Raw genomic sequence first — 24,012 nt, forward strand, 5'->3', positions numbered from 1 at the left:
GGGACGGCGGCACGCCCATGGTGCAGGCGTGCCGCCGTCCCGAATCCGCCACCGTACGAGGCTCGTGCCGCCGTACGACGGCCTGTCTCACGTCGCCGTCAGACCGCCTCCCGGCTGATCGGCTGCGGGTTGGGCGCGATGTCCCGGACCCGTGGCCGGCCCGGCTGGCGCAGCAGCAGGGCGACCCCGGCCGCCACCATGGAGATGCCGCCGGCCAGCGCGTACGCCCCGTCGTACCCCCAGTCGTCGACCACCATGGAGCCGAGGCCACCGCCGAACAGCCCGCTGACCAGCTTTCCGCTGTACACCAGGCCGTAGTTGGTGGCGTTGTAGTTCTCGCCGAAGTAGTCCGGGGTCAGGGCGGCGAACATCGGGTAGAAGGCGCCGCCGCCGAAGCCGGAGAGGAAGGCGAAGAAGAGGAACAGCGCCTCGTTGTGCAGGTTTCCGGCCCAGATCACCCCGAACTGCGCGAGCCCCAGGACCACGATCACGAACACCAGGGTGTTCTTGCGCCCCCAGATGTCCGACAGCCAGCCCACGACCCCGCGCCCCACGCCGTTGATGACGGACATGACGCCCATCGACGAGGCCGCGACCAGCGGGCCGAAGCCCACGTCCTTGGCGTAGTCGACCTGGAAGGAGATGCCGAAGATGGACACCCCGGCCGTCATCACCAGGGCCAGCCACATCAGTGGCAGCACGCCCGTCCTGATGGCCTCCTTGGGCGTGTACTGCCGCACCGCGGGCGGGTTCTTGGCCAGGCTCGCCGCGCTCTTGGCGTTGCCGCTGAAGCGGATCGGGTCGATATCCGCGGGCCACCAGTTCTTGGGCGGGTCCTTGAAGAACCAGGCGCAGACCGCCACCACGATCAGCACATAGACACCGATGAGGTCGAGCACCTCGTTGTAGTTTCCGGTGTCGAACCAGTAGTTGAAGATGAAGATGAACGGCAGTGCGCCGTACGCGAAGCCGCCGTTGACGAACCCGGTCTTCGCGCCGCGCCGCTCCGGGAACCACTTGCCCACCATATTGATGCAGGTGGCGTAGACGAGCCCGGAGCCGAGCCCCCCGACGACGCCGAAGCCGAAGATCGCGGCGGCAACGTTGTCGAGGTGGGAGAGGGCGAGGAAGCCGACCAGACACAGCGCCGACCCGGTGAACATCGCCCTGCGGGCGGTCAGGATCCCCCTCTCCCGCATCCAGCCGGCCGGGAAGGCGATCCCGGCCTGGAAGAACACCCACACGCTCAGGATCCAGAAGGTGTTGCTCTGGCTCCAGCCGTGTGCGTCGGAGAGCGTGTCCTCGGCCGATCCGTACGCGTACTCGGACACGCTGATGGCCATCATCGCGATCCACGGCAGATAGACCATCAACTTCCGGCTGTGGCCGAGAATGTCGCGGTCCGTCTCACCGATGCGGTAGATGCGCCCCTTGCCGTCTTGCACTTCGCGGAATGGCACGGTCCCATCCCGGTGTTGCTCTGTGCTCATGACGTCCCCTTGGCTTCGAAGGAACTGGCCAGCGCCCCCTGTCCAAACTCTTCGTGCTCGGAGAACGGTGCGCTTCTACGTGAGCAACCCCGCCGACCGGGCCCAGCGGTATTTCGCGCCCAGGACGGCCACCGGCTTCTCGGTGGTGTAGGGGTAGGCCACCACGCCGTGCTCGAAGAGGTACTGGCTCGCCTCCTCGACCTCGGTGTCGCCCGCGAGGGAGGCCACCACGGGCTTGTGGATCCCGCGCGCCCGGAACTCCTCGACGACCCGCGCGGTGAGCTCGGCGAACACCATGGGCGGGGTGACGATGGTGTGCCAATAGCCGAGGACGAGCGCGTGGATGCGCGGGTCCTCCAGGCCCAGCCGGATGGTGGCCTCGTAGGTGGCCGGCGGCTCGCCCCCGGTGATGTCGACCGGGTTGCCGGCCGCGCCGAAGGGCGGGATGAAGCGGCGGAAGGCCGCGTCCAGGTCCGGCGGGATCTCCATCAGGGAGAGACCGTTGTCGACGATGGCGTCGGACAGCAGCACCCCCGAGCCCCCGGCGCCGGTGATGATGACGACGTTGTCACCCTGTGGCGTGGGCAGCACCGGCAGCGCCCGCGCGTACTCCAGCATCTCGTTCAGGCCCGGGGCGCGGATCACTCCGGCCTGCCGCAGGATGTCGTCGTAGACCGCGTCGTCCCCGGCCAGCGCTCCGGTGTGGGAGCCCGCGGCCTTGGCGCCCGCCGCCGTACGGCCCGCCTTGAGCACCACGACCGGTTTCTTCGGCACGGTGGCGCGCGCGGCTTCGACGAAGGCGCGGCCGTCCTTGAGGTCTTCCAGGTGCATGGCGATGCACTGGGTGTTGGGGTCCTCGCCGAAGTAGGTGAGCAGGTCGTCCTCGTCCACGTCCGACTTGTTGCCGAGGCCGACGATCGCCGACACTCCGGTGCGGGTGGTGCGGGCGAAGCCGAGGATCGCCATCCCGATGCCGCCGGACTGCGAGGTGAGCGCCACCGGCCCCTTGACGTCGTACGGGGTGCAGAAGGTGGCGCACAGGTCCTGCCAGGTGGAGTAGTAGCCGTAGATGTTCGGCCCCAGCAGCCGGACCCCGTGCTCCTCGGCGATCGCCACGATCCGCTCCTGCAGCTCGTGTTCGCCGGTCTCGGCGAAGCCGGAGGGGATGAGGACGGCGTTGGGGATGCCCTTGCGGCCGACCTCCTCCAGCGCGGCGGGGACGAACTTCGCGGGGATCGCGAAGACCGCCACATCCACCTCGCCCGGCACGTCCGTCACCGACTTGTACGCCTTGCGGCCCAGGATGTCGTCGGACTTGGGGTTCACCGGGTGGATCTCGCCGGGGAAGCCGCCGTCGATGAGGTTGCGCATCACCGAGTTGCCGATCTTGCCCTGCTCGTTGGAGGCGCCGATCACGGTGACCGAGCGCGGCTGCATCAGCCGCCGCATCGCGGTCAGGATCTCCTCGCGCGAGTAGCGGCGCCGCTCGGCGGGCGGTGCGTCGCTGAGCAGGATCCGTACGTCGGCGGCCAGCACCCCGCTCGCGGAGGCGAACACCGGGTTGAGGTCCACCTCGGCGATCTCGGGGAAGTCGGCGGCCAGCCGGGAGACCCGGACCACCAGGTCGGCCAGCGCCTCCCGGTCCACCGCCGCCCCGCCGCGTACGCCGCGCAGCACCTCGGCGGCCCGGATGGAGTCCAGCATCGACAGGGCGTCGTCCCTGCTCGCCGGGGCCAGCCGGAAGGTGATGTCCTTCAACACCTCCACCAGCACCCCGCCGAGGCCGAACGCGACGACCTTCCCGAAGGTCGGGTCGGTGACCGCACCGACGATGACCTCCTGGCCGCCCGCCGGCACCATCTGCTGCACCTGCACGCCCTTGATCCGGGCCTTCGGGTCGTACGCGCGGGCGTTGGTCACGATCGCGGTGAACGCGCCGCGCACCTCGGCCGCCGACGTCAGCCCCACCTGGACGCCGCCCGCGTCGGTCTTGTGCAGGATGTCCGGGGAGACGATCTTGAGGGCGACCGGGAAGCCGATCCGGTCGGCGAGCGCCACCGCGTCGTCCGCGCACTCCGCCAGCCCCTCGGCCGGGGTCGGAATCCCGTACGCGTCGGTGATCAGCTTGCCCTCGGGAGCCGTCAGCGCCGAACGCCCCTCGGCGCGCGCGGCGTCGAGCACGGCCCGCACGGCCGCCGTGTCACAGATTGACTGGTCCGACTGGTTTGTCTCGTCCGCCACCGTCAGATCACTCCGTTCGCTTTGAGCAGCCGTACTTCCTCGTCGCCGAGGCCCAGCTCCCCGACGTACACCTCTTCGTTGTGCTCGCCCAGCAGTGGCGAGCGCTCGACCTCGACCGGGGAGTCGGAGAGCTTCAGCGGCGAGCCGACGGTGGTGAAGGTGCCGCGCTCGGGGTGGTCGACCCGCACCACCATCTCGTTGGCCGCGAGCGACGCGTCCTCGACGATCTCCTTGGTGGACAGGATCGGCCCGCAGGGGATGTTGTGGGCGTTCAGCGCCTCCAGCACCTCCCACTTGGGCAGGGTGCTCGACCACTCCTCGATCAGCTGGAACATCTTGGCCAGCTTGGGCAGCCGCGCCTCGGGGGTCGCCCACTCCGGGTCCTCGGCCAGCTCCGGCCGCCCGATCAGCTCCGTGATCGGCTGCCAGCCCACGGGCTGCACGATGACGTACACATAGTCGTTGGGCCCGCCGGGCGCGCATTTGACCGCCCAGCCCGGCTGCCCGCCGCCGCTCGCGTTGCCCGAGCGCGGCACCTCGTCCCCGAAGCTCTCGTTCGGGTACTCCGCGAGCGGGCCGTGCGCCAGCCGCTGCTGATCGCGCAGCTTGACCCGGCACAGATTCAGCACCGCGTGCTGCATGGCCACATTGACGCGCTGGCCGCGCCCGGTGCGGGTGCGCTGGTAGAGCGCGGCCAGGATGCCCGCCACACAGTGCACCCCGGTGCCCGAGTCGCCGATCTGCGCGCCGGTCGCCAGCGGCGGTCCGTCGTCGAACCCGGTCGTGGACATCGACCCGCCCATGGCCTGCGCGACCACCTCATACGCCTTGAACTTGGTGTACGGGCCGTCGCCGAAGCCCTTGATCGAGGCGTAGACGATCCGCGGGTTGATCTCCTGGATGCGCTCCCAGGTGAAGCCCATGCGGTCCACGGCGCCCGGGCCGAAGTTCTCCACCATGACGTCGCTGCGCCGGATGAGCTCGGTCAGGATCTCCTTGCCGCGCTCGGACTTGGTGTTGAGGGTGATGCTCCGCTTGTTGCAGTTGAGCATCGTGAAGTAGAGGGAGTCGACGTCCGGGAGGTCGCGCAGCTGCTTGCGCGTGATGTCCCCGGTGACGGACTCCAGCTTGATGACGTCCGCGCCGAGCCAGGCCAGCAGCTGGGTGGCGGAGGGACCGGACTGTACGTGCGTCATGTCGAGGACGCGTACGCCCTCAAGAGCCTTGGTCATCTCTTGGCCCCTTTACTTGTACATCGTCTGGTTCATCGTTCCGGGGGCGTACGCGTCCGGGTCGACCCAGACGTTGATCAGCGACGGCTTGCCGGACTCGCGGGCGCGCCGCAGGGCCGGGGCGATGTCCGCCGGGTCGCGGACCTCCTCGCCGTAGCCGCCGAGCATCCGCGCGAACTGGTCGTACGGCACATCGCCGAGGGTGTTGCCGACCCGCTGGCGCTCCTCGCCGTACTTGGCCTTCTGGCCGTAACGGATCTGGTTCATCGAGGAGTTGTTGCCGACGATGCCGACGAAGGGCAGGTTGAAGCGGACCAGCGTCTCGAAGTCCCAGCCGGTGAGGGAGAACGCGCCGTCCCCGAAGAGGGTCACGACCTCTTTGTCGGGGCGGGCCTGCTTGGCGGCCATCACGAACGGCACGCCGACGCCGAGGGTGCCCAGCGGACCGGGGTCCATCCAGTGGCCGGGGGACTTGGGCTGCACCACCTGGCCGGAGAAGGTGACGATGTCGCCGCCGTCGCCGATGTAGATCGAGTCCTCGGTGAGGAAGTCGTTGATCTCGCTGACCAGGCGGTACGGATGGATGGGGGAGGCGTCCGAGCGCAGCTGCGGCAGCCGCTTCTCGATCGCGGTCTGCTCGGCGGCGCGCAGCTCGTCCAGCCACTCCTTGCGCCGGTCCGCGCCCCCGTTGATGCGGCCCGAGGCGGCCTGGGTGACGGCGGACAGGACGAGGCCCGCGTCGCCGACGATGCCGAGGTCGATGTCGCGGTTCTTGCCGACGGTGCGGTAGTCGAGGTCGATCTGGACGACCGTCGCGTCGGGGGAGAGCCGCTTGCCGTACCCCATCCGGAAGTCGAACGGGGTGCCGACGATCACGATCAGATCGGCGTTGGAGAAGGCGTAGCGGCGGGAGAGCTGGAAGTGGTGCGGGTCGCCGGGCGGCAGGGTGCCGCGGCCCGCGCCGTTCATATACGCGGGCACATTCAGCGTCCGTACCAGCTCGATGGCCGCGTCGGTGCCCCGGCAGGTCCACACCTGGCTGCCCAGCAGGATCGCCGGCTTCTCGGCCCGCACCAGCAGGTCGGCCAGGGTCTCGACGGCCTCGGGGTCGCCGGCGCTTCGGGTGGAGGCCCGGTACTTCCCGGCCTCGGGGATACGGGCCTTCGCGGCCGGGACCTTGGCGTCCAGGACGTCGCGCGGGATCTCCAGGAAGGACGGGCCGGGGGCGCCGTGGTAGCACTCGCGGAAGGCCATGGACACCATGTCGGCGGCGCGGGCGGTGTCCGGGACGGTGGCGGCGAACTTGGTGATCGGCGCCATCATGTCGACGTGCGGGAGGTCCTGGAGGGACCCCATCTTGTGCTGGGTGTGGGCCCCTTGTCCGCCGATGAGCAGCATGGGGGACTCGGCGCGGAAGGCGTTGGCGACGCCGGTGACCGCGTCGGTGGTGCCGGGGCCGGCCGTGACGACGGCGCAGCCGGGTTTGCCGGTGATGCGGGCGTAGCCGTCGGCGGCGTGGGCGGCCACCTGTTCATGGCGTACGTCGATGACGTCGATGCCCTCGTCGACGCAGCCGTCGTAGATGTCGATGATGTGGCCGCCGCAGAGCGTATAGATGACGTCGACGCCCTCGGCTTTGAGCGCCTTGGCGACCAAGTGCCCGCCGGAGATGAGTTCCTGGCTGTCGTCGGGCATGGCGATGCGCGTCCCTTCGTAGGGGGTGGGGGTGCGGTCTCGCGATCAGGTCTTGCAGATTGCATACAGTCGACGTTATGCGGTATGAACATTGTTATCCCGCATCGACTGATCGATGTCCAGGGGGCGTGCGGCAAGGGTTTGACCAAGCGCTGTGACTGGGACCGAAGGAGCGGGCATGGACCTGTTCGAACATCAGGCACGGGAACTCTTCGAGCGCTACGGCGTGTTGGTGCCACGGGCGGAGGTCGCGGACTCGGCGCCCGCGGCCCGCGTGGCGGCCGAGCGGCTGGGCGGCCGAGTCGTCGTCAAGGCGCAGGTGAAGACCGGGGGACGGGGCAAGGCGGGCGGGGTCAAGCTCGCCGCGGACCCGGCGGCGGCGGAATTGACCGCCCGTCAGATTCTCGGCATGGACATCAAGGGGCACACCGTCCGCCGGGTGATGGTCGCCGAACCGGTCGAGGTGGAGCGCGAGTTCTACGTCGGCTACGCCCTGGACCGGGCCCGCGGCCGCTTCCTGGCGATCGCCTCCGCCGAGGGCGGCATGGAGATCGAGGAGGTGGCGGCCCGCCGCCCCGAGGCGGTGGCCCGGATCGCGGTGGACCCCGAGGAGGGCGTGACCGAGGCGAAGGCCGCCGAGATCGCCGCGGCGGGCGGGCTGCCGGCCGCGGCCGCGGGGACCCTGCGCCGGCTGTGGACCGTGCTGACCGAGCAGGACGCGCTGCTGGTCGAGGTCAACCCGCTCGTGGTGACGCGCGGCGGGGCGATCGTGGCGCTGGACGGCAAGGTGACGCTCGACGACAACGCGAGCTTCCGCAGGGCGTACGCGTACGAGGACACCGGGGGTGTCGGCCTGGAGGCGGAGGCGGGGCCGGATGCGGGCGGCGCGGGGGACTGGCTGGAGGCGAAGGCGGCGGCCAAGGGCCTGAACTACGTCAAGCTGGACGGCCAGGTCGGCGTCATCGGCAACGGCGCGGGCCTGGTCATGTCCACCCTCGACGTGGTCGCGGGCTGCGGCGCCCGCCCCGCCGACTTCCTCGACATCGGCGGCGGCGCCTCGGCCGAGGTGATGGCGGACGGCCTCTCCGTCGTCCTCGGCGACCCCGACGTACGGTCCGTCCTCGTCAACGTCTTCGGCGGGATCACCGCCTGCGACGCGGTGGCCGAGGGCATCGTCCGCGCCCTGGACACCGTCACCCTCACCAAGCCGCTGGTCGTCCGGCTCGACGGCAACAGCGCGGCGCGCGGCCGGGCGATCCTCGCCGAGCGCGCCCATCCGCTCGTACACCAGGTGGACACCATGGACGGCGCCGCGGCGCGGGCCGCCGAACTCGCGGCAGTCGCGGCCTAAGGGGGCTTACGCTCATGGCAATCTTCCTCACCAAGGACAGCAAGGTCATCGTCCAGGGCATGACCGGCGCGGAGGGTATGAAGCACACCCGCCGGATGCTCGCGGCCGGCACCGACATCGTCGGCGGGGTCAACCCGCGCAAGGCCGGGGTCCAGGTCGACCTCGACGGCCGTACGGTGCCGGTCTTCGGCTCCGTATCCGAGGCGGTGGACGCGACCGGCGCCGATGTGACGGTCGTCTTCGTCCCGCCGCCGTTCGCCAAGGCCGCGGTCATCGAGGCGGCCGACGCCGGGATCCCGCTCGCCGTCGTGATCACCGAGGGCATCCCGGTGCACGATGCGGTCGCCTTCCAGGTCCACGCCCAGGCCCGCGCAACCCGGATCATCGGCCCGAACTGCCCGGGGCTGATCTCCCCGGGCCAGTCCAACGCGGGCATCATCCCCTCCGACATCACCAAACCGGGCCGGATCGGCCTGGTGTCGAAATCGGGCACGCTGACGTACCAGCTGATGTACGAGCTGCGGGACATCGGCTTCTCGTCGTGCGTGGGCATCGGCGGCGACCCGGTGATCGGCACCACCCATATCGACGCCCTGGCCGCGTTCGAGGCCGACCCCGACACCGACCTGATCGTGATGATCGGCGAGATAGGCGGCGACGCGGAGGAGCGGGCGGCTCGCTTCATCGCCGAGCGGGTGACCAAGCCGGTGGTCGGCTACATAGCGGGCTTCACGGCCCCCGAGGGCAAGACCATGGGCCACGCCGGGGCCATCGTCTCCGGCTCCTCGGGCACCGCCCGGGCCAAGAAGGAGGCGCTGGAGGCGGCCGGCGTACGGGTCGGGGCCACGCCGACGGAGACGGCCGAGCTGGTGTTCGCCCTTCTGGCGGACGCCGGTGATGTGCGCCGGGCCGGCCAGGGAAGGTGCTGAGGATGGCAGCCACCCTCACCCATAAACCCGGCACCACCTGGGCCGACGCCTGGCAGCGCAGCCTGGCCGCCGCGCCCGAGGCGTTCCGGGACGACCGTGTCCTCAACCTGTGGGACGGCCGCTGGCACGCCGACGGCCACCCCCTCCCCGCCGTCACCCCGGTCGACGGCACCCCCATCGCCGGCCCGCCCCGCCTGGACGCGGCCACCGCCCGCCAGGCCGTACGCGCCTCCCTCGACCAGCACCGCGCCTGGCGCCATGTCGCCCTCCCCGAGCGCCGCGCCCGCATCGCCGCCACCCTCGACGCCCTCGCCGCGCACCGCGAACTGCTCGCCCTCCTCCTGGTCTGGGAGATCGGCAAGCCCTGGCGGCTCGCCCAGGCCGACGTCGACCGGGCCATCGACGGCGTCCGCTGGTACGCCGACGAGATCGACCGCATGCTGGAGCGCCGCTCCCCGCTCCCCGGCCCGGTCTCCAACATCGCCAGCTGGAACTACCCGATGAGCGTCCTCGGCCACGCCATGCTGGTCCAGGCCCTCGCGGGCAACGCCGTGATCGCCAAGACCCCCACCGACGGCGGCCTCGCCTGCCTCACCCTCGCCGTCGCCCTCGCCGCCCGCGAGGGCGTCCCGCTCACCCTGGTCAGCGGCAGCGGCGGCGAACTCTCCGGGGCCCTGGTCCGCTCGCCCGAGATCGGCTGCGTCTCCTTCGTCGGCGGCCGCGACACCGGCGCCCGCGTGGCCACCGCCGTCGCCGACCTCGGCAAACGCCACATCCTCGAACAGGAGGGCCTCAACGCCTGGGGCATCTGGAACTTCACCGGCTGGGGCGAGCTCGGCCCCCAGATCCGCAAGACCTTCGACTACGCGAAGCAGCGCTGCACCGCCTACCCCCGCTTCGTCGTCCAGCGCTCCTCCTTCGACGACTTCCTCGCCGTCTACCTCCCCGCCGTACGCGCCATCCGCCTCGGCCACCCCCTCGCCGTCGAGCACCCGGCCGACCCCCTCCCCGATCTCGACTTCGGCCCCCTGATCAACGCTGCCAAGGCCAAGGAGCTCGACGACCAGGTCGCCGAGGCCATCGACCGCGGCGCCATCCCCCTCCACCGCGGCGACCTCGCCGACGGCCACTTCCTCCCCGACCAGGACCGCTCCGCCTACCTGGCCCCGGTCACCCTCCTCAACCCGCCCCCGTCCTCCCCTCTCCACCACGCCGAGCCCTTCGGCCCCGTCGACACCCTCGTCCTGGTCGACACCGAGGCCGAACTGCTGGCCGCCATGAACGCCAGCAACGGCGCCCTCGTCGCCACCCTCTCCTGCGACGACCCCGCCACCTACCAGCGCCTCGCCCCTCAGATCCGCGCTTTCAAAACCGGCCATGGCAAACCCCGTTCCCGCGGCGACCGCGACGAGCTCTTCGGCGGCTTCGGCGCCTCCTGGCGAGGCGCCTTCGTCGGCGGCGACCTCCTCGTCCACGCCGTCACCGAAGGCCCCGACCCCGACCGCACCCCCGGCAACTTCCCCGACTACCACCTGATGCCCACCTGATGCCCGCCTGAGGCCGCCGGGCACCGCCTGACCACCCACCGTGACCCCCGCCAGGCCCCGGGCCGCGTCACCGCAGGTCGGCGCGGCCCGGGGCCTGGCCCTTACGCAGGTGAAACGCACTCCAAAACCTTGGTATCGTTGTCCCTGTCGCCGCGGGGAACCGCGGAGCACACCTGGTCCGGGTGGCGGAATGGCAGACGCGCTAGCTTGAGGTGCTAGTGCCCTTTATCGGGCGTGGGGGTTCAAGTCCCCCCTCGGACACGATCTTACGTACACGGATGACGCGGGTTGTGACTCAACGGTCACGACCCGCGTCTTCGTGTTGTAGCTGAGCGTGAGGCCGAATGCCTGATAGATCGGGGTCTTGCGGTCGGTGGGGGCGGTGAGGAGCCGGTCGGTGAGGTTTCCGAGGTCCTTGATCATGTCGTGGATCTGTTCGTCGGTCAGCACGGTGCGTCGTGCGGCGCCGACGCTGATCAGTTGCTGCTGGGCGGCGGCTTTGTCGGCCTCGGCCTGGCTGATCCAGCCGACGACGGTTGCCGGGTTGGCTCCGGCATCGAGTGCCGCGCGGTAATGGGTCAGGCGCCGGTCGGAGTCGGCGATGGCGCGACGGGCTGCGTCCAGGCCGGGCACGGGGGTGACTGCCTCCCGCTGGGATTGCTGCATGGCCTGCAGCGTGGTCTTCAGCCGTCCGGGGCCGAAGACTCTCGCGATCCACGTGTCGAGTTCCGGGAGGATGGCGGCCTCTCGGATGTAGACGGTGAGCGAGTGGTCGAGAGCGCCGCCTTGGCTGAGAATACGCGGGCGGGGTGTCGAAGCCGGGAGAGCCCCGGTGCGCGACGCGCGACCGCCCGCACGGGCGTCCGGGACGACGAGGGCCGACTACACCTCGCTCGTGGCGAACAGCTCGAGGTGCCCGCACTTGGGGCAGCGGAACGCTGCTATCTGCCGCCGGGGACGGCCCATCCGCTTGGCACCCCCGAAAATTCCCCGCTCCAGCGCGCCCTCGATCCAGCGCGCGTACCCACGCGAGTGTTCGCCGGCGTCCTCGATGAAACCGTCCACCAGGCCGACGGTGCCGCAATGAGTGCACGTGTAGTTGTTCATCCCGTGAGTGTAGGAAACAGTGCGGCAAGTGCCGAGTCGTAGCCGTCGACTTGACAACGAAGATAGTCGTTGAGGTGTTGCTCATAGGCCAGCTCGCGCCGGAGGTCCCGCTGGAGTTCCCCGGCGGCGCCGCCTGAACGACACCCGCCCTACTCCGCCGGGAAGAGCCGCAGCTTCGCGGTGTCCCCCACCATGGCGAGAACGGCGATCGACAGCTCGTTGACGGTGGAGGGCCCGCCCTGGTCGGGGCGCTGCCCGAGCAGGTTGGAGGTGAATCCGCTGGCGTCGACCGAGCTCAGGTCCACGCCCTCGGCACCGACGGCGCTCACCGTGAACGGTCCCGCCCGAAGGCCGGCGACGCGTGGGATCTCGGTGCCCTTCGTCACGACGACCGTGCAGCTTCCGTCCGCACATGCCCGCAGCTCGGCCGGTGTTGACAGCTTCATCGGCTTCACCGCGGTCGGCGACGGCGATGAGGAGGGCTTCGTGGGCGTTGGCGAAGCGGGCGACGGTTCGGCCGAACGCGAGGGTGCGGCTGGCGCGGGCGCCCCCGCGTCGTCGCCCGAGTCGGAGCCGCAGCCGGTCAGCGCGGCGGCGAGGGCCAGGGCGCAGATGGTCCCCGCCGGGCCGCGCGCCGCAGACAGCCTGGCCCTACGGCGGCGGGCCGATGATTCCGATGTGGTCATGGGACCGTTCTATACGCGGGTGCCCGGGACGGGTCCCGCGCGCCCGACACCTCGTACGACGGGTACCACAGCCGGTTGTTCACATGACGTGACGGCGGGTTGCTCGTTGCTCCGTTCGTGGGACTGACGCTGCCACCGAGCGCGGTGCGGACGGGTGAGCTGGGCGAAGCCGAGATCCGGTCGATGGACGGGAGTTGGAGGCGCTGTGCGAGCTCCACCTCGGTCGCGTCTGGGCCGGCACCACCGCCGAACACGAGAGTCGCTGCGCCGAGCAGGGCATCCCGCCCGAGCGGGCCACCACGATGGCGACCAGGCCGGAGCTGGTCCGGCGCATGCTGGAGCGCGCCCTTAACGCCTGTGCGCCCTTCACTTACTTCCTTGCCGCCGACATCAACTCGCCCCCACCGCCAAGGGCTTCGAACGACACCTGCTGATCCGCTGCTCGACCGTGCCCGACAAGAAGAACACCCGCGCCAGCCACTACCGCACCCGGATCGCCCGCGCTCACTCACCGTCGACGAGCGGGACCCGTCCCGGTGACGCCGTGGATGCTTGTGAAACCACTTTCGACACATGGAGGAGTTCCATGAGATTCAAGCGAGTGTCGGCTGCCGCGGCAGTCGCGGCGCTGTCCGTCGGCGCGTTGGCTTCAGGTGCTTCTCCCGCTGGTGCCACTGCGGGGGACGGCGCGACCGTGACGGCCTGCTATGACACGCAGACGTTCTTCTCGAAACCCAAGGGTGGGTATACGTACCCATACAGCAGCTCGGAGCTGAGGACGTCATCGGCCTGCAACGACATCAACATCAAGCTGGATGTAGGTGCGGAGGTCCGAGTCTGCTTCCGCAGCACAGGCTGCCAGGACCAGTTCACGTGGGCCGCCAGGGGCAAGTGGACTGCGATCGCGACCAATGTCAAGGACAACGTCGAGTACAACTTCCAGTTCACCAACGAGTTCGACCAGTCGGGCTACATCGCCGACTGAACGATCGGTGGGTCTCTGAACGTTCCGGTCCACCGGGACGCTTTGGCTATGGCTCCGGATATGGAGTCGTTGCCCCTGCTCGTGCTGGTCGGGGTGCTTGTACTACAGCCGGAGACGACGTCACATGATCTCCGGCTGTAGTACTGGGGGCGCAATTTTCGGAGGCATGCCCCCCTCAAAGCTGCCGACGAGTCAACGGCTCAGAACCATTTACCAACAGTGTCCACCGGCCGGCCCCGGCATGCCCGGGCGTTCTGTCCGGAGAGGCGGGGTGTGGCCGTTGATCCGGTGTGGGGGTCGGACGCCCCGCTCGCGAAGATCGTCTGAGTGATGCCGAGGACTCGAACCTGGGGCTACGGCAGAAGCAGTTCTCCCCGCAATACGGGCGTGTGCGTATGGTGCGTGTCCCCCTCGGACACTCCTTTTGTGCTTGTTCGAGAGGGCTGTGATCTTTCTGTCACAGCCCTCTTATTCGTTTTTCTTCCCGCCGGCTGGTTATGGCTGTGGCAGGAGCCTTCTACTGTGCCGGGTGCGGTCTTCTGCTCCGCCTTCTGCTGCTGTGCGCTCCTAGTACGCGCCCCGTGCGCTGCTCCACCGTGGTCCTGTCAAGGGCACGCCTCCAGAGGGTGGAATCCGCGTTCGCCGATCCGACCCGGAGTGTGTGACGGGGACCTGGACGGTGAAGGGCACGCAGTGGACGGCACAGACAGAAGTCCAGATGACCAGGGCTTGGTGGGCCATGTCCGGCTGGACGGTGCCGGGCCGGTGGAGGCCCAGGAGCAGGAAGCCCTGGTACGCCAGGCCGCTGAGGCGTTCGCGGCCGAGCTGATCCGATTACGCACCGGGCGGGGGCTGTCCCAATCCGCTCTCGCCCGTCGCATGGGGTATGACAAGTCCTACGTCACCCATGTCGAGCGGTGCACTCAGGCCCCCACCCGGTCGTTCGCCCAACAGGCCGACCGTGTCCTGGGCTCCGGTCAGGCCCTGAGCCGCCTCTGGCACGCCTACCACACCGCCCGGGCCAACGACCGGCGGCGCCCGCATCAGCCCCGGCCGCCGGTCCTGACCACGCCCGGTGCTCCGGACGGCAGCGGCGGCCAGGACGACGCGGCCGCCCGCGACACACCTCTCGACGCAGGGGCGTCGTCTTTTACCCCGGCCGCGATGCGCGAAGCCCTTCGGGAACGGATGCAACAGGAGCAGAGCCGACTCCTGTCCCGCGGCGTGCCCGGCTCGCTGCGCGTCACGGTTGGGGACCTTCTCACTCGTCCTGGACTTCTGGTGACGGCCCCATGGCGGATGGCCGGCGGCGGAGTCTGCCGGGATTCCATCGTCGATGAGATATTCGATCGAGTCATCGGATACCCGGAGGATGGTGCGTACCGCCGACGCCGGGTGCTCGTTCTGTCCGATCCCGGCATGGGGAAGACCACCCTCACATACTGTCTTTATGTGGAACTGCTCCGAAACTGGTCCACGGAGCACCGCGACAATGCTCTGCCGGTAAGGATCGATCTCAGGGCGGTCGGCACGCATCTCGCCGATCAGGATTTCGGCTCGGCGGAGTGGCTGACCCGCTTCCTGGACAAACAGGTGGACGGATATGATCCCGTCTCCTGGCTGGGGGTGACGGAGCGAAAAGGTATTCCGATACGTCCGGTCCTCATCCTCGATTCTCTCGATGAGTACCTTTCCAAGCTTGCCCCCTCGAATGTGCTCGGAGAATTGAACAAATTCATCTTCAGCCACGCAAGCCTCGTGTGCTGTCGCACGCAATATTTCGACCGATTTCTGGCGCATTCCCCATTCGGGGACAGTCTCGAACGTGTGGAATTAATGGAATGGGGTGAGGCCGAGCGACGGGACTATGTGTGCGGATATATGGGCCACTGTTTCCCCGGACATGGGGAGCGGGATGCCCAGAGCGTTCGGCTTCGAATGGAGTCCAGGCCCGTGCGTGACCTGTGCCATGCCCCTCTTCGCGTCAATATGGCGCTTGAATTGATGATGAGAGAGGGCGATCGAGGGCCTACGATAACCGACATCCTGGGGCTGTATCACGCGTATGTAGGGCAGCTGCTGCGGATAGAATCCGCGAAGACCGGGAGTATTCTGGAAGTCGATGAGAAGCTCGATCTGCTCACCAGTATCGCCTGGCACTTTTATGACGAAGCCCGCCCGAGCGACGGTGCCGCGCAACTGTTCACACTGCGCGAACTGTCCGACCTCATCTCCAGCGAACTGGTAATCGCCTCCGATGCCGCACGGAGCGTAGTCGAAGACCTTGCCTTCCGCACCTTGCTGAGCGTGGAAAGCGAGCAGTTCAATTCACTTGAGCCCACGATTGTGAGGTTCGTCCACAAGTCCTTTCAGGAGTACTTTGTCGCGCGCCACCTGTTCACCTGCATGAGCACCAATGTCAATGCCACGACCCAGGCCTTCCGTAAACTGATCTCGGCAGAAGTGTCGGAATTCGTGAAAGAATATCTGGAACGAGTGAACAGGAACAGTCGTGTCCTGTCGCGGGTGTGTGACATCTGCTTCGAGTCGTTCCTCGACAACAGTGCCGACACATGTGGCAGCGATTCGGATGACAACGCGCGAGCCCGGGTCGCGCGCCAACAACTCGCGTACTATCTGGGAAATCTGAGATCAAAGCGCATCACGAAATTCTTGGAGGACATACTGGCGCAGGAGCGGGATCTCTGGATCCAGCGCGGCATTATTCTCGGACTGGCTTTCGGTGGCACAGTGAAGCCTCTCGATGAATATGTCGAACGCCTGCGCAGAAATCGAATAAACGGCGGAGATCTGTCGGAGAACGAGGTGAACATCGGCTACACGCTCACCTTCTTCGGCGATCAGGCGACCGATGAGTTTCGGCCAGAGGTGGATCAGGGCCACGACAGTTGCGAACGTACCGTTCGGCGGCTCATCTACCTCGTGGGCACGGAGACGGACCGCGAGTGCTGGCGGCTCAATCTGCTCACTCTGGTAGAACTCTGGCATCACCGAAAATGGTCCAGGGAACGCTATATGCTGGCGATGCGAGAGTGCACTGAGGAGTTGACAGCGATTCTGGATCGGCTCGCAGACGATCCCGAGTCGGCAAGTTGGCCCGAACTCGAGGAGTTACGAGTGATCCAGAGCGCTGTCACATCCCCAGGCCACGGTCAATGATCAACCGTGGGGCGAGAGCGCAGGAAAGCGCGGAGCGTGACGGGCGGAGGGCCAATATGTCCCTCTATGCGGGGGGCGACGAGGTGCGCGGTTACTTCGCGGACCGCTATCACGCCGTACGGGTGACGATGGCTCGCCGTCAGCTCGGGGCGGCCCTGGCGGACGGCGCCACACTTGCTCCCCGGGCACCGGTGATCGAGCTCGGAGCCGGGGGTGGACAGATCGTGGCGGGCGGTCGTCTCTCGCGTCTGCTGGGGTCCCGCCCCGTGGTCTATGTCGACTTCGACCCGGCCGCTCTCGGGGACATCGACTCCAAAGGCCGTTATCGCGTGTGCTCAGATGTCGCAAGCGGATTGCCTTTTCCGGACGCATCGGTCGCCGCTGTGGTTATGGGGGAGTTGATCGAGCACATCTATGACACGAGGCGGCTACTGGAAGAGTGCCACCGTGTCCTGCTCCCTCAGGGGATGCTTGTCCTCACCACTCCGAACCTTGCGGCTCTGCAGGACCGGATTCGATTTGTGTCGGGAAAATCTCCGCGACATGTCAATCCACTGCACCGCTACCTGTGGCTCCACATACGGCCATTCACGCCTCATTCGCTCCGCATGGTGCTGCGCGCGACTGGATTTTCTGTGACGGAGTTGAAATCCAACTTTGTGGTCTGGCGCAGAAATTCTGGAGGCCGGTCGAAGTCCAGAACACTGGCTCGAATCTTTCCGGGACTTGGCAGCATTCTTGTCGTCTCTGCCCGGTCGCAGAAGCCGCACGGGAAGGAAAGCAGTGGAAACGATGAGGCAGTTACGTGACCGCCTGAACGCATCCTTCGATGCCGCCACGCCCGAGGCGGGCCGGGAGGCGCATCGCCTCATCCGTGAAATTAGTACGGCGCAAGTATTTCCTTCGCTTTTGTCGACCGTGCTGCACGATGCCCCGTTCCTGTCGGAAATCGCCAGTGCATCTTATATGCATAGCAATGGCTTCGACAAGATTGTGCTGGCAGCGGGGCCGGCTGATGAGTACAAGCTGCGGCTTCATCTATGGCGACCGGATCGGGAGCCGCACAGTGAACACATTCACAACCATCGCTGGACGTTCGGATCAGTCGTTCTGGCCGGTGAAATGCAAATGGAGTTCTTTGAGTTGGCGGCCGGCGGTCGGCGAATGGAACGTCATCGGTACTCCCGTGTCCTGGGGCCGGCGAAGTTCAGTACTCGACGGCTGGACAGTGTGGAAGTTCGCCCCACCTTCGCCGGGACCCTGGGCTCCGGCGCAAGCTACTGGCTCCGGAGCAACTTATTTCATCGAATAACCGTGGGCCGTGAGGGTCTCGTCGCGACACTTGTGCTTCAGGCGGCACCTGTGAGCCCGGACTGCGAGGTACTGACCAACGATCCACTCGGCAGCCAATCGGTGGTAGAACTGAGGAAGTTTACCGAGGAGGAGCTTGCGGAGCGGATAGATTCGCTCTTGAAGTCGACTTCAATCTGATCGGAAAATCAAAGCGAAGGTGGTGCCTGATATGAGTACCAAGATCGTCAACGCGGCCGATGCCAGGGTCATCCCAGTGGATGATGCGATGACCGTGTTCGATTATTTTACGGAGGCGGACGGCGACGAGGTCAGTCTGGTCACGGCCGATCTCGACGGCATTCACTCGAATCGGGTCAATCATCGGAGCGTGAAACTCTATTTTGTGATCAGCGGTAAGCTCCGCGTTATTTCGGACGGTGTAGAGCGGGAAGTGGGCCCATTAAGTGGGGTTCGGGTTCCGGCCGGTACCTGGGTCAAACTCGTGGGTGAGAATGCTAAAGTCGCGATTATTTGCGGGCCTGCGTTCAACCCTGCCGACGAGTCTTTCGAGGCATGAGGAAAACGGTTTCGGAGGAGTGCTGATGAACCTGAAGGGCAGGACCGCTCTTATCACTGGGGGCGCGCGGGGAATCGGCCAGGCGACGGCGAAGCGCCTGGCCTTGGCAGGTGCCGATATCGTCATCACCTACTTCCAGAATTCCGCAGCGGCGGCGGACGTCGTGGAAGAGATCAAGGCGCTCGGCCGGATGGCGCACGCGATCAAATGCGATGCCGCCGAACCGGATGAGGTGAGGGAGACGGGTGCCGAGATTGAACGGGAGATCGGACCGGTCGACATCCTCATCAACAACGCCGGCGAAATTTCCCGCCCCAGCGATTGGTCCGGCCAGAGTGATGACGACATCCGGCGTGCGGTGGATGTCAATCTGCTGTCCGTGATCTATGCGATCCGAACCTTCGCGCCGGTCATGGCCGAGCGTGGTTGGGGGCGCATCGTCAATCTGACCACGACGTATTCATTCAACGGCGGCGCGGCGGTGCTGGCCTATACCGCGGCCAAAGCGGGGGTGAACGCGGTGACCACCGCAATGGCGGCGGAGCTGGGCGGGCAGGGCGTACTGGTCAACGCAGTGGCGCCGGGCAACATCGATACGGAGATGACGCGTGCGGCAGGCTCTGCGGTGGTGGACTGGGCAGTCCAGACCACTCCGGTCGGCCGCCTGGGAAGTGTCAATGAAGTGGCGGAAGCCATCGTTCATCTGGTGCTCAGCGACTTTGTGTGTGGCCATACGTTCGTCGTGGACGGTGGGCAACTTTTGCGCATCTGATCCATCGGGCGGGGTGTCGCCACCGTCATCGCCGCACCTGGATGAGCGCGTGGGTGCCGCTGGTGCGCCACCGCTGGTCGTGCGCGGCGGTGAGCGTTGTTTCTGTTCGCTCGTCGAGTCCGACGATCACGTCGGACTTCAGCGTGCGCAGGGCCGCCACGGGGCTGGGGAAGTACGCGGTGCGCTCCGCGAATGACGTGGTCGCGGGCCAGAGCTGATCGCCCACGAGGCGGCGGTAGTTCAGGTCGCCCTTCATGATGGTGACGGTGGCGTCTGCGAATTCCTGGCGTAGGTCTTCGGGCATATCCGCATACGGCAGCGGTGCGCAGAAGAAGTCGTGGATTCGAAGGGTGAGCCGACCGCGCCCGATGGACTCCCACAGCCGCTTGCCGACCACGCCGGCGACGCCGTCGGCCTGCTTCAGGTGGCGCAGGCAGTCGATGACGTCGGCGGTTGTGGCGTCGGAGACGTAGTACGGGTACGGCTTGACGTCGAGGGTGATGTGTTCGGCGTGCTGGTGCCGCAGCAGGTGGTCGATGAGGAGCAGGTCGGGGACGAGTTCGCGGCCCGCGTTGTCCGCGACGAGGCAGACCGTGTTCGGACCTCCGGCGGGCAGCAGCGACCACAGTGCCGCTGAGTCGTCCGCGATGAGTGGGCTTTCGGCGCTGGTTCTTGCGTGGCTGCCGGGGGTCATGCTGAAGCCGAGATCCGCGCGGTTGCCCCACAGAGACCCGTACACGAGCGCCTGCGCCTGCTCATCGACGGGCCGCAGCGCGAGGCGGTCCAGCGCCGTCAGTTCGGCTTCTGCCTCTTGGGTGTACAACTCCGCCTGCTTGAAGGGCCGGAAAGGATCGATGCCTTGCCATGGGCCCGTCGCGAAGTATCCCACCGCTTCGAGGAGTTTCCGGTAGAAGTAGCTCTCCGCCCACAGGAACGGCACGTCGAACCAGGAGCGGCCGAAGTGGCCCCCGCCCCATTCCGTCCATTGGCCGTGGTCCGACGCGCCAGGGCCGAGAGGGGTGATCACGCCCTCGGTGCACTCCGTGAGCAGGACATCGAGCGCCCGGTGCTGCCCGGGGCCGTACGGGAAGGCCGCGCGCACCCGTTCGATGAGCGCCGGGTGACGCTCGGCCAGCACGCTCCGGGCGAAGCTCCCGGGTTCGTTGCTCAGGATGACGGGCGCGTCCACGGTCTCGGGCATGGTGTGGTGATCCTCCGGAGTGGTGCTGCTGAGTCGCTGTCCACCGTCAGGGTGCCCGTCCTGGCGCCGATTTCAATGGCCCGCGCTCACGCCGCCGTCGACGTGGAGGATTTCGCCGGTGACGAATGGGGCGTTCTCCAGGTAGATCACCGCGTCCACGATGTCGCTCACCTCGCCCAGCCGACCGACCGGGTGCAGTGCGGCGAGGTCCGCGATGGTCTCCTCGGGGTGCATGGGGGTCCTGATGGTGCCAGGTGAGACGGCGTTGGTACGGATGCCGCGGGTGGCGTATTCGATGGCGAGGGACTTGGTGGCGGACTGGAGGCCGCCCTTGGTCAGTGAGGCCAGTACGGAGGGGACGCGGGCGTCGGCGTTGTCGACCAGGCTGGTGGTGATGTTGACGATGTGCCCGCCGCCCTGGGTGAGCATCTGCTCGATGGCCAGTTGGGTGATGCGGAAGAAACCGGTGAGGTTGACGGCCGTCACGGCGGCGTAGTCGTCCTGGGTGTACTCGGTGAAGGGCTTGCTGACGAATACGCCCGCGTTGTTGACCAGGGTGTCGACGCGGCCGAACCGCTCGATGGCGGCGGCGATGACACGTTCGGCGGTGGCGGGGTCGGCGATGTCGCCGGGAACGGTCACGACGGACGCGTCGGGGGAGGGGGCGATGGTGCGCGAGGTGGCGACGACGGCGTAGCCGAGCTTGCGGTACGCGTCGGCGAGGGCGGCGCCTATGCCCTGCGAGGCGCCGGTGATGACGGCGACCTTCTGTTCATGAGTGCCCATAGTGTCATTCTTCGGGTGAGGGGTGGGGTTGGCGACCCGAGGCCCGATTACATGACCGAACGGTCCATTAAGGCGCGCCGGGCCCTCTCGTGCTCATCCGTCGTGAAGCGGGCCAGGCTCCGCTCGCGGAGCGGCATAAGGGGTACGGCTCTGCCGGAGGTCTGGCAGTACCCCTCGGCCCTGTTCCGGAGACACACCACCGGCCTGCCTACAGCGCGGAATGGGCCAGCCAGTGGTCGAACAGCTGCCCGTCCCCCTCGATTGCCACGCGCCGTGGCGGCAGACGTCGCATCAGCACCAACAGCAGGTCCTCCACCGCACCCGTCACGGTCACGTCCGTCGGCCCCGGCCCCCGCCGCCATGACACCCCCGTCGGCGTGCGCGTGATCACCCACCCTTCGATCGCCCCTTCGGACGGTCGCAGCCCGATCGAGCCCGCACCCCGCAACGCGGCCACCGCGGGCTTCAATGCCTCGGCCACCGGCGAGGACAGCAACTCCAGGTATTGGGTCACCGCGTCGGCCGAGAGGTCGGGTTCGAGGGCGTACGGCACACCGGCCACCAGCGCTGCGTCGACGGCATGCACCGATATGTCGTGCGTCGCCTGCCGCAGCCAGAACGACGCAGGTCCCGGGCCGGTGAGCGTCCAGACCGGTGTGCCGGGACCGATCGCCCGTACCGCCTCGACAAGTTCCGACGCCCCCGCGAGCAGCCATGTCCGCCAGTCCCGCGGGGGCACTGCTTCACGGGGATCGGGGATGCCGTCGGGCGCATTGCCAGCGCCACGTACGATTCCCGCCGCCCAGCGCGGTGCCTGCCCGAGGTGTCCGACGAGGACCCGGAGCGGCCACTCCGGGCAGGTCGGCACGGGGGCGTCCCAGTCGGCGGCGTCCACGGCATCCGCGAACGCCGCGATCTGTGTGAGCAGGCCCGAGGCCAGTTGGTCGATATGAGGCTGTGTCATGCGGCGTAGGGTAGGAACTCCACCCGGGTGGAGGTTCAAGTGCGCGCGGACACGCTGTCCATCGGCGAGCTCTCACAGTTGACCGGCGTGCCCGTCCGTACGATCCGCTTCTACTGCGACGAGGGCTTCGTCGAGTCGGTCCGCAGCACCGGCGGACACCGTCGCTTCCTCCCGGACACGGTTGAACGGGTGACGCTGCTGCGCCGGCTACGCGCACTCGGACTCGGACTGACGGCGATCGACAGCGTGCTCAGCGGCCGGCGTTCCATCGCCGAAGTCGCCGCGCAGGAACGCGCGAAGATCGACATCGAGCTGGCCACGCTGGCCTGGCGCCGCGCCTCGCTCCGGGCGGTCGAACAGGCAGCACCGGCCGAGCGGGCCGCGAGGTTGGAACTGCTGGCCGCGGTCACGGACGGCCGGGCGGCACAGCACATGCTCGAGGCGTTCTGGAGCCGGATCGCCCTGCCCTCATTGCCCTCAATGTCCGAAGACGGCGCGAGCATGTTCATCTCGGTCAGCGTCCCCGAGCCACCGGACGACCCCACTCCCGAGCAGGTGGTCGCGTACGCCATGCTGGTCGCGATCGTCGACGACCACCGGCTACGGCAGCAGATCTGGGCCCGTACACGTACCGGCGACGAGTTCGTCGCCTACCAGAACGCCCTGCTGGACGGGGGAATCGGCGAAGCGTGCGAGCTTGCGCGGCTACGTGTACGGGCGGGTGAGCAGCCGGGGCCCGGTCCGTTGCTCGACCGGTTCGTCGAGGCGCACGCCACCACACGATCCACGCTGGACAGCCCGACGTTCCGGCGCGCCCTGCTGCGCACCGCGGCGGTCGATCGGAGCCCGAGTCTGCGCCGCTACTGGGAGCTCGTCGGCGACATCACGGGCGAGGACGTCACCGTTGGCGAGGCGCACTCGTGGTTGCTGGACTCGCTCTACCGCGCGCTGGCGTAGCCGTCCGAGGGCGGGTCAGCCGTCCGGTTCGTCGTTCGCGCCGTCGTCGGGATGACGGCGATCTGGCGGGGCGCGTTGGCGCGGATCTGCGTCCAGATCAGTGCGGCTCCGGCCACCACCGCCATGGCCGCGGCGAGCGCGGGGGCGCCGAGGGCCACGGCCCGCTGGGCGGAGGCGGCCGCCGCGTATCCGGTGCCCGCCTCGGCGGTGGCCCACAGCGGGGCGGCCACCACGCTGTAGGGGGCGATGCGGCGGTAGGGCAGGCGGGCGGCGCCCGCGAGGTGCGGGGTCAGGGTGCGGAGCACCGGGAGGAAACGGGCGAGGAAGACGGCGTGCCCACCGTGGCGGGCCATCAGCGTCTCGGCGCGCCGCCATGCCGCGGCGGGGAGGTGGCGGCCGGAGCGGCCGGTGCGCAGGCGGTGGCCGAGGACATGTCCGGTGCGGTGCGCCAGGAAGTCGCCCGCCACCACGGCGCACGCGCAGATCGCGATCAGCGGAGGAAGGGCCAACTGCCCGGAGCGCGCCAGCGCGCCGGCCGTCAGCAGCAGGGTGAGGGTGGGAATGAACGCCCCGAGCAGCAGCACGATCACCCTGACCACCTTCGACCTCGACGAATACGTCTACAACGCCCTCGCCGCCGGAGCCGACGGCTTCCTCCTCAAGGACGCCGACCCCGCCGAGATCCTGCGCGCCGTCCACCTCGTCGCCACCGAGTCGGCCATGCTCCACCCCACCGCGGCCCGCCGCCTCATCGACCACTACCACCAGGCCAACCAGCCCCGGGCCGCCGCCGCCCGCACCCGGCTCGAACAACTCACCCCGCGCGAACACCAGGTGTTGGCCCTCCTCGCCCGCGGCTGCACCAACGCCGATATCGCCACCGACCTCGGCATGCGCGAGAGCACCGTCAAAGCCCACGTCAGCCGTATCCTCACCGCGCTCGAGGTCACCAACCGACTCCAGGCGGCCCTCCTGGCCCGCGACGCCGGTCTCGGCTGACACACACCACGGTCACCACT

General features: G+C 68.0%; 22 protein-coding genes, 1 tRNA gene and 1 pseudogene. 13 read left to right on the forward strand and 11 right to left on the reverse strand.

Annotated features, from left to right (window positions below; genetic code table 11):
* Positions 1-98 precede the first annotated feature (98 nt).
* The 4 genes from ACH4U7_RS33540 to ACH4U7_RS33555 all read right to left on the reverse strand — a co-directional run bounded on the left by ACH4U7_RS33540 (position 99) and on the right by ACH4U7_RS33555 (position 6,658).
* A complete protein-coding gene (locus ACH4U7_RS33540) occupies positions 99-1,490 on the reverse strand; it encodes an OFA family MFS transporter (RefSeq protein ID WP_398531532.1) in 1,392 nt (463 codons plus the stop codon).
* 75 nt (positions 1,491-1,565) lie between these two features.
* Positions 1,566-3,731 (reverse strand): acetate--CoA ligase family protein, encoded by a 2,166-nt coding sequence (locus tag ACH4U7_RS33545; RefSeq protein WP_398531533.1) that lies wholly within the window; start codon positions 3,729-3,731, stop codon positions 1,566-1,568.
* A gap of 2 nt (positions 3,732-3,733) precedes the next feature.
* A complete protein-coding gene (frc, locus tag ACH4U7_RS33550; RefSeq protein ID WP_398531534.1) occupies positions 3,734-4,963 on the reverse strand; it encodes a formyl-CoA transferase in 1,230 nt (409 codons plus the stop codon).
* A gap of 12 nt (positions 4,964-4,975) precedes the next feature.
* Positions 4,976-6,658, reverse strand: a complete 1,683-nt coding sequence (locus tag ACH4U7_RS33555) for a thiamine pyrophosphate-binding protein (protein ID WP_398531535.1) — start codon at positions 6,656-6,658, stop codon at positions 4,976-4,978.
* Positions 6,659-6,836: 178 nt separating this feature from the next.
* Between ACH4U7_RS33555 and sucC the strand changes: the two genes are divergently transcribed.
* From sucC to ACH4U7_RS33575, 4 genes are all read left to right on the forward strand, one after another.
* Complete coding sequence (gene sucC, locus ACH4U7_RS33560; protein WP_398531536.1) at positions 6,837-8,009, forward strand: ADP-forming succinate--CoA ligase subunit beta; 1,173 nt, start codon at positions 6,837-6,839, stop codon at positions 8,007-8,009.
* 14 nt (positions 8,010-8,023) lie between these two features.
* On the forward strand, positions 8,024-8,938 hold the full coding sequence (gene sucD / locus ACH4U7_RS33565; protein ID WP_398531537.1) for a succinate--CoA ligase subunit alpha: 915 nt from the start codon (positions 8,024-8,026) through the stop codon (positions 8,936-8,938).
* Between the two features lie 2 nt (positions 8,939-8,940).
* A complete protein-coding gene (locus tag ACH4U7_RS33570) occupies positions 8,941-10,485 on the forward strand; it encodes an aldehyde dehydrogenase family protein (protein WP_398531538.1) in 1,545 nt (514 codons plus the stop codon).
* Positions 10,486-10,661: 176 nt separating this feature from the next.
* Positions 10,662-10,746 (forward strand) — tRNA-Leu (locus ACH4U7_RS33575).
* On the opposite strand, the gene ACH4U7_RS33580 is transcribed toward ACH4U7_RS33575, so the two are convergent.
* The 3 genes from ACH4U7_RS33580 to ACH4U7_RS33590 all read right to left on the reverse strand — a co-directional run bounded on the left by ACH4U7_RS33580 (position 10,711) and on the right by ACH4U7_RS33590 (position 12,278).
* Positions 10,711-11,151, reverse strand: coding sequence for a hypothetical protein (locus tag ACH4U7_RS33580; protein ID WP_398531539.1), 441 nt, complete (start codon positions 11,149-11,151; stop codon positions 10,711-10,713). The genes ACH4U7_RS33575 and ACH4U7_RS33580 overlap by 36 nt on opposite strands.
* 216 nt (positions 11,152-11,367) lie before the next feature.
* Positions 11,368-11,592 carry a hypothetical protein gene (locus ACH4U7_RS33585; protein ID WP_398531540.1) on the reverse strand — a complete coding sequence of 75 codons (225 nt, stop codon included), beginning with the start codon at positions 11,590-11,592 and terminating at the stop codon, positions 11,368-11,370.
* A 149-nt stretch (positions 11,593-11,741) separates the two neighbouring features.
* Positions 11,742-12,278 (reverse strand): hypothetical protein, encoded by a 537-nt coding sequence (locus ACH4U7_RS33590; RefSeq protein ID WP_398531541.1) that lies wholly within the window; start codon positions 12,276-12,278, stop codon positions 11,742-11,744.
* A gap of 194 nt (positions 12,279-12,472) precedes the next feature.
* Here ACH4U7_RS33590 and ACH4U7_RS33595 point away from each other — a divergent pair, with 194 nt between their 5' ends.
* From ACH4U7_RS33595 to ACH4U7_RS33625, 7 genes are all read left to right on the forward strand, one after another.
* On the forward strand, positions 12,473-12,712 hold the full coding sequence (locus ACH4U7_RS33595) for a hypothetical protein (protein WP_398531542.1): 240 nt from the start codon (positions 12,473-12,475) through the stop codon (positions 12,710-12,712).
* Positions 12,713-12,864: 152 nt separating this feature from the next.
* Positions 12,865-13,263, forward strand: a complete 399-nt coding sequence (locus ACH4U7_RS33600) for a hypothetical protein (protein ID WP_398531543.1) — start codon at positions 12,865-12,867, stop codon at positions 13,261-13,263.
* A gap of 693 nt (positions 13,264-13,956) precedes the next feature.
* On the forward strand, positions 13,957-16,443 hold the full coding sequence (locus tag ACH4U7_RS33605) for a helix-turn-helix domain-containing protein (protein ID WP_398531544.1): 2,487 nt from the start codon (positions 13,957-13,959) through the stop codon (positions 16,441-16,443).
* A gap of 56 nt (positions 16,444-16,499) precedes the next feature.
* Positions 16,500-17,252, forward strand: a complete 753-nt coding sequence (locus ACH4U7_RS33610; RefSeq protein WP_398531545.1) for a class I SAM-dependent methyltransferase — start codon at positions 16,500-16,502, stop codon at positions 17,250-17,252.
* Positions 17,227-17,934: a hypothetical protein gene (locus ACH4U7_RS33615; RefSeq protein ID WP_398531546.1), complete on the forward strand. Its 708-nt coding sequence runs from the start codon at positions 17,227-17,229 to the stop codon at positions 17,932-17,934. The genes ACH4U7_RS33610 and ACH4U7_RS33615 overlap by 26 nt, the downstream gene beginning before the upstream one ends.
* A gap of 31 nt (positions 17,935-17,965) precedes the next feature.
* A complete protein-coding gene (locus tag ACH4U7_RS33620; protein WP_398531547.1) occupies positions 17,966-18,313 on the forward strand; it encodes a hypothetical protein in 348 nt (115 codons plus the stop codon).
* 25 nt (positions 18,314-18,338) lie between these two features.
* Positions 18,339-19,085 carry an SDR family NAD(P)-dependent oxidoreductase gene (locus ACH4U7_RS33625; protein ID WP_398531548.1) on the forward strand — a complete coding sequence of 249 codons (747 nt, stop codon included), beginning with the start codon at positions 18,339-18,341 and terminating at the stop codon, positions 19,083-19,085.
* A gap of 25 nt (positions 19,086-19,110) precedes the next feature.
* On the opposite strand, the gene ACH4U7_RS33630 is transcribed toward ACH4U7_RS33625, so the two are convergent.
* The 3 genes from ACH4U7_RS33630 to ACH4U7_RS33640 all read right to left on the reverse strand — a co-directional run bounded on the left by ACH4U7_RS33630 (position 19,111) and on the right by ACH4U7_RS33640 (position 22,036).
* The gene (locus tag ACH4U7_RS33630; protein WP_398531549.1) at positions 19,111-20,286 is read right to left on the reverse strand and encodes a damage-control phosphatase ARMT1 family protein; all 1,176 of its coding nucleotides are present in this window, start codon (positions 20,284-20,286) and stop codon (positions 19,111-19,113) included.
* A gap of 72 nt (positions 20,287-20,358) precedes the next feature.
* Positions 20,359-21,072 carry an SDR family NAD(P)-dependent oxidoreductase gene (locus ACH4U7_RS33635; RefSeq protein WP_398531550.1) on the reverse strand — a complete coding sequence of 238 codons (714 nt, stop codon included), beginning with the start codon at positions 21,070-21,072 and terminating at the stop codon, positions 20,359-20,361.
* 208 nt (positions 21,073-21,280) lie between these two features.
* Positions 21,281-22,036: a maleylpyruvate isomerase family mycothiol-dependent enzyme gene (locus ACH4U7_RS33640; protein ID WP_398531551.1), complete on the reverse strand. Its 756-nt coding sequence runs from the start codon at positions 22,034-22,036 to the stop codon at positions 21,281-21,283.
* 39 nt (positions 22,037-22,075) lie between these two features.
* On the opposite strand from ACH4U7_RS33640, the gene ACH4U7_RS33645 reads away from it, so the two are divergent.
* A complete protein-coding gene (locus tag ACH4U7_RS33645; protein ID WP_398531552.1) occupies positions 22,076-22,993 on the forward strand; it encodes a MerR family transcriptional regulator in 918 nt (305 codons plus the stop codon).
* On the opposite strand, the gene ACH4U7_RS33650 is transcribed toward ACH4U7_RS33645, so the two are convergent.
* On the reverse strand, positions 22,975-23,583 hold the full coding sequence (locus tag ACH4U7_RS33650) for a DedA family protein (protein ID WP_398531553.1): 609 nt from the start codon (positions 23,581-23,583) through the stop codon (positions 22,975-22,977). The two genes, ACH4U7_RS33645 and ACH4U7_RS33650, sit on opposite strands and share 19 nt — an antisense overlap.
* Between ACH4U7_RS33650 and ACH4U7_RS33655 the strand changes: the two are divergent.
* A pseudogene (locus ACH4U7_RS33655) lies at positions 23,573-23,992 on the forward strand (LuxR C-terminal-related transcriptional regulator); the annotation flags it as partial. The gene ACH4U7_RS33650 and the pseudogene ACH4U7_RS33655 sit on opposite strands and share 11 nt — an antisense overlap.
* Between the last annotated feature and the right edge of the window lie 20 nt (positions 23,993-24,012).

It is taken from the genome of Streptomyces sp. NPDC020845, from assembly GCF_044334165.1.
Classification (GTDB): Bacteria; Actinomycetota; Actinomycetes; order Streptomycetales; family Streptomycetaceae; genus Streptomyces.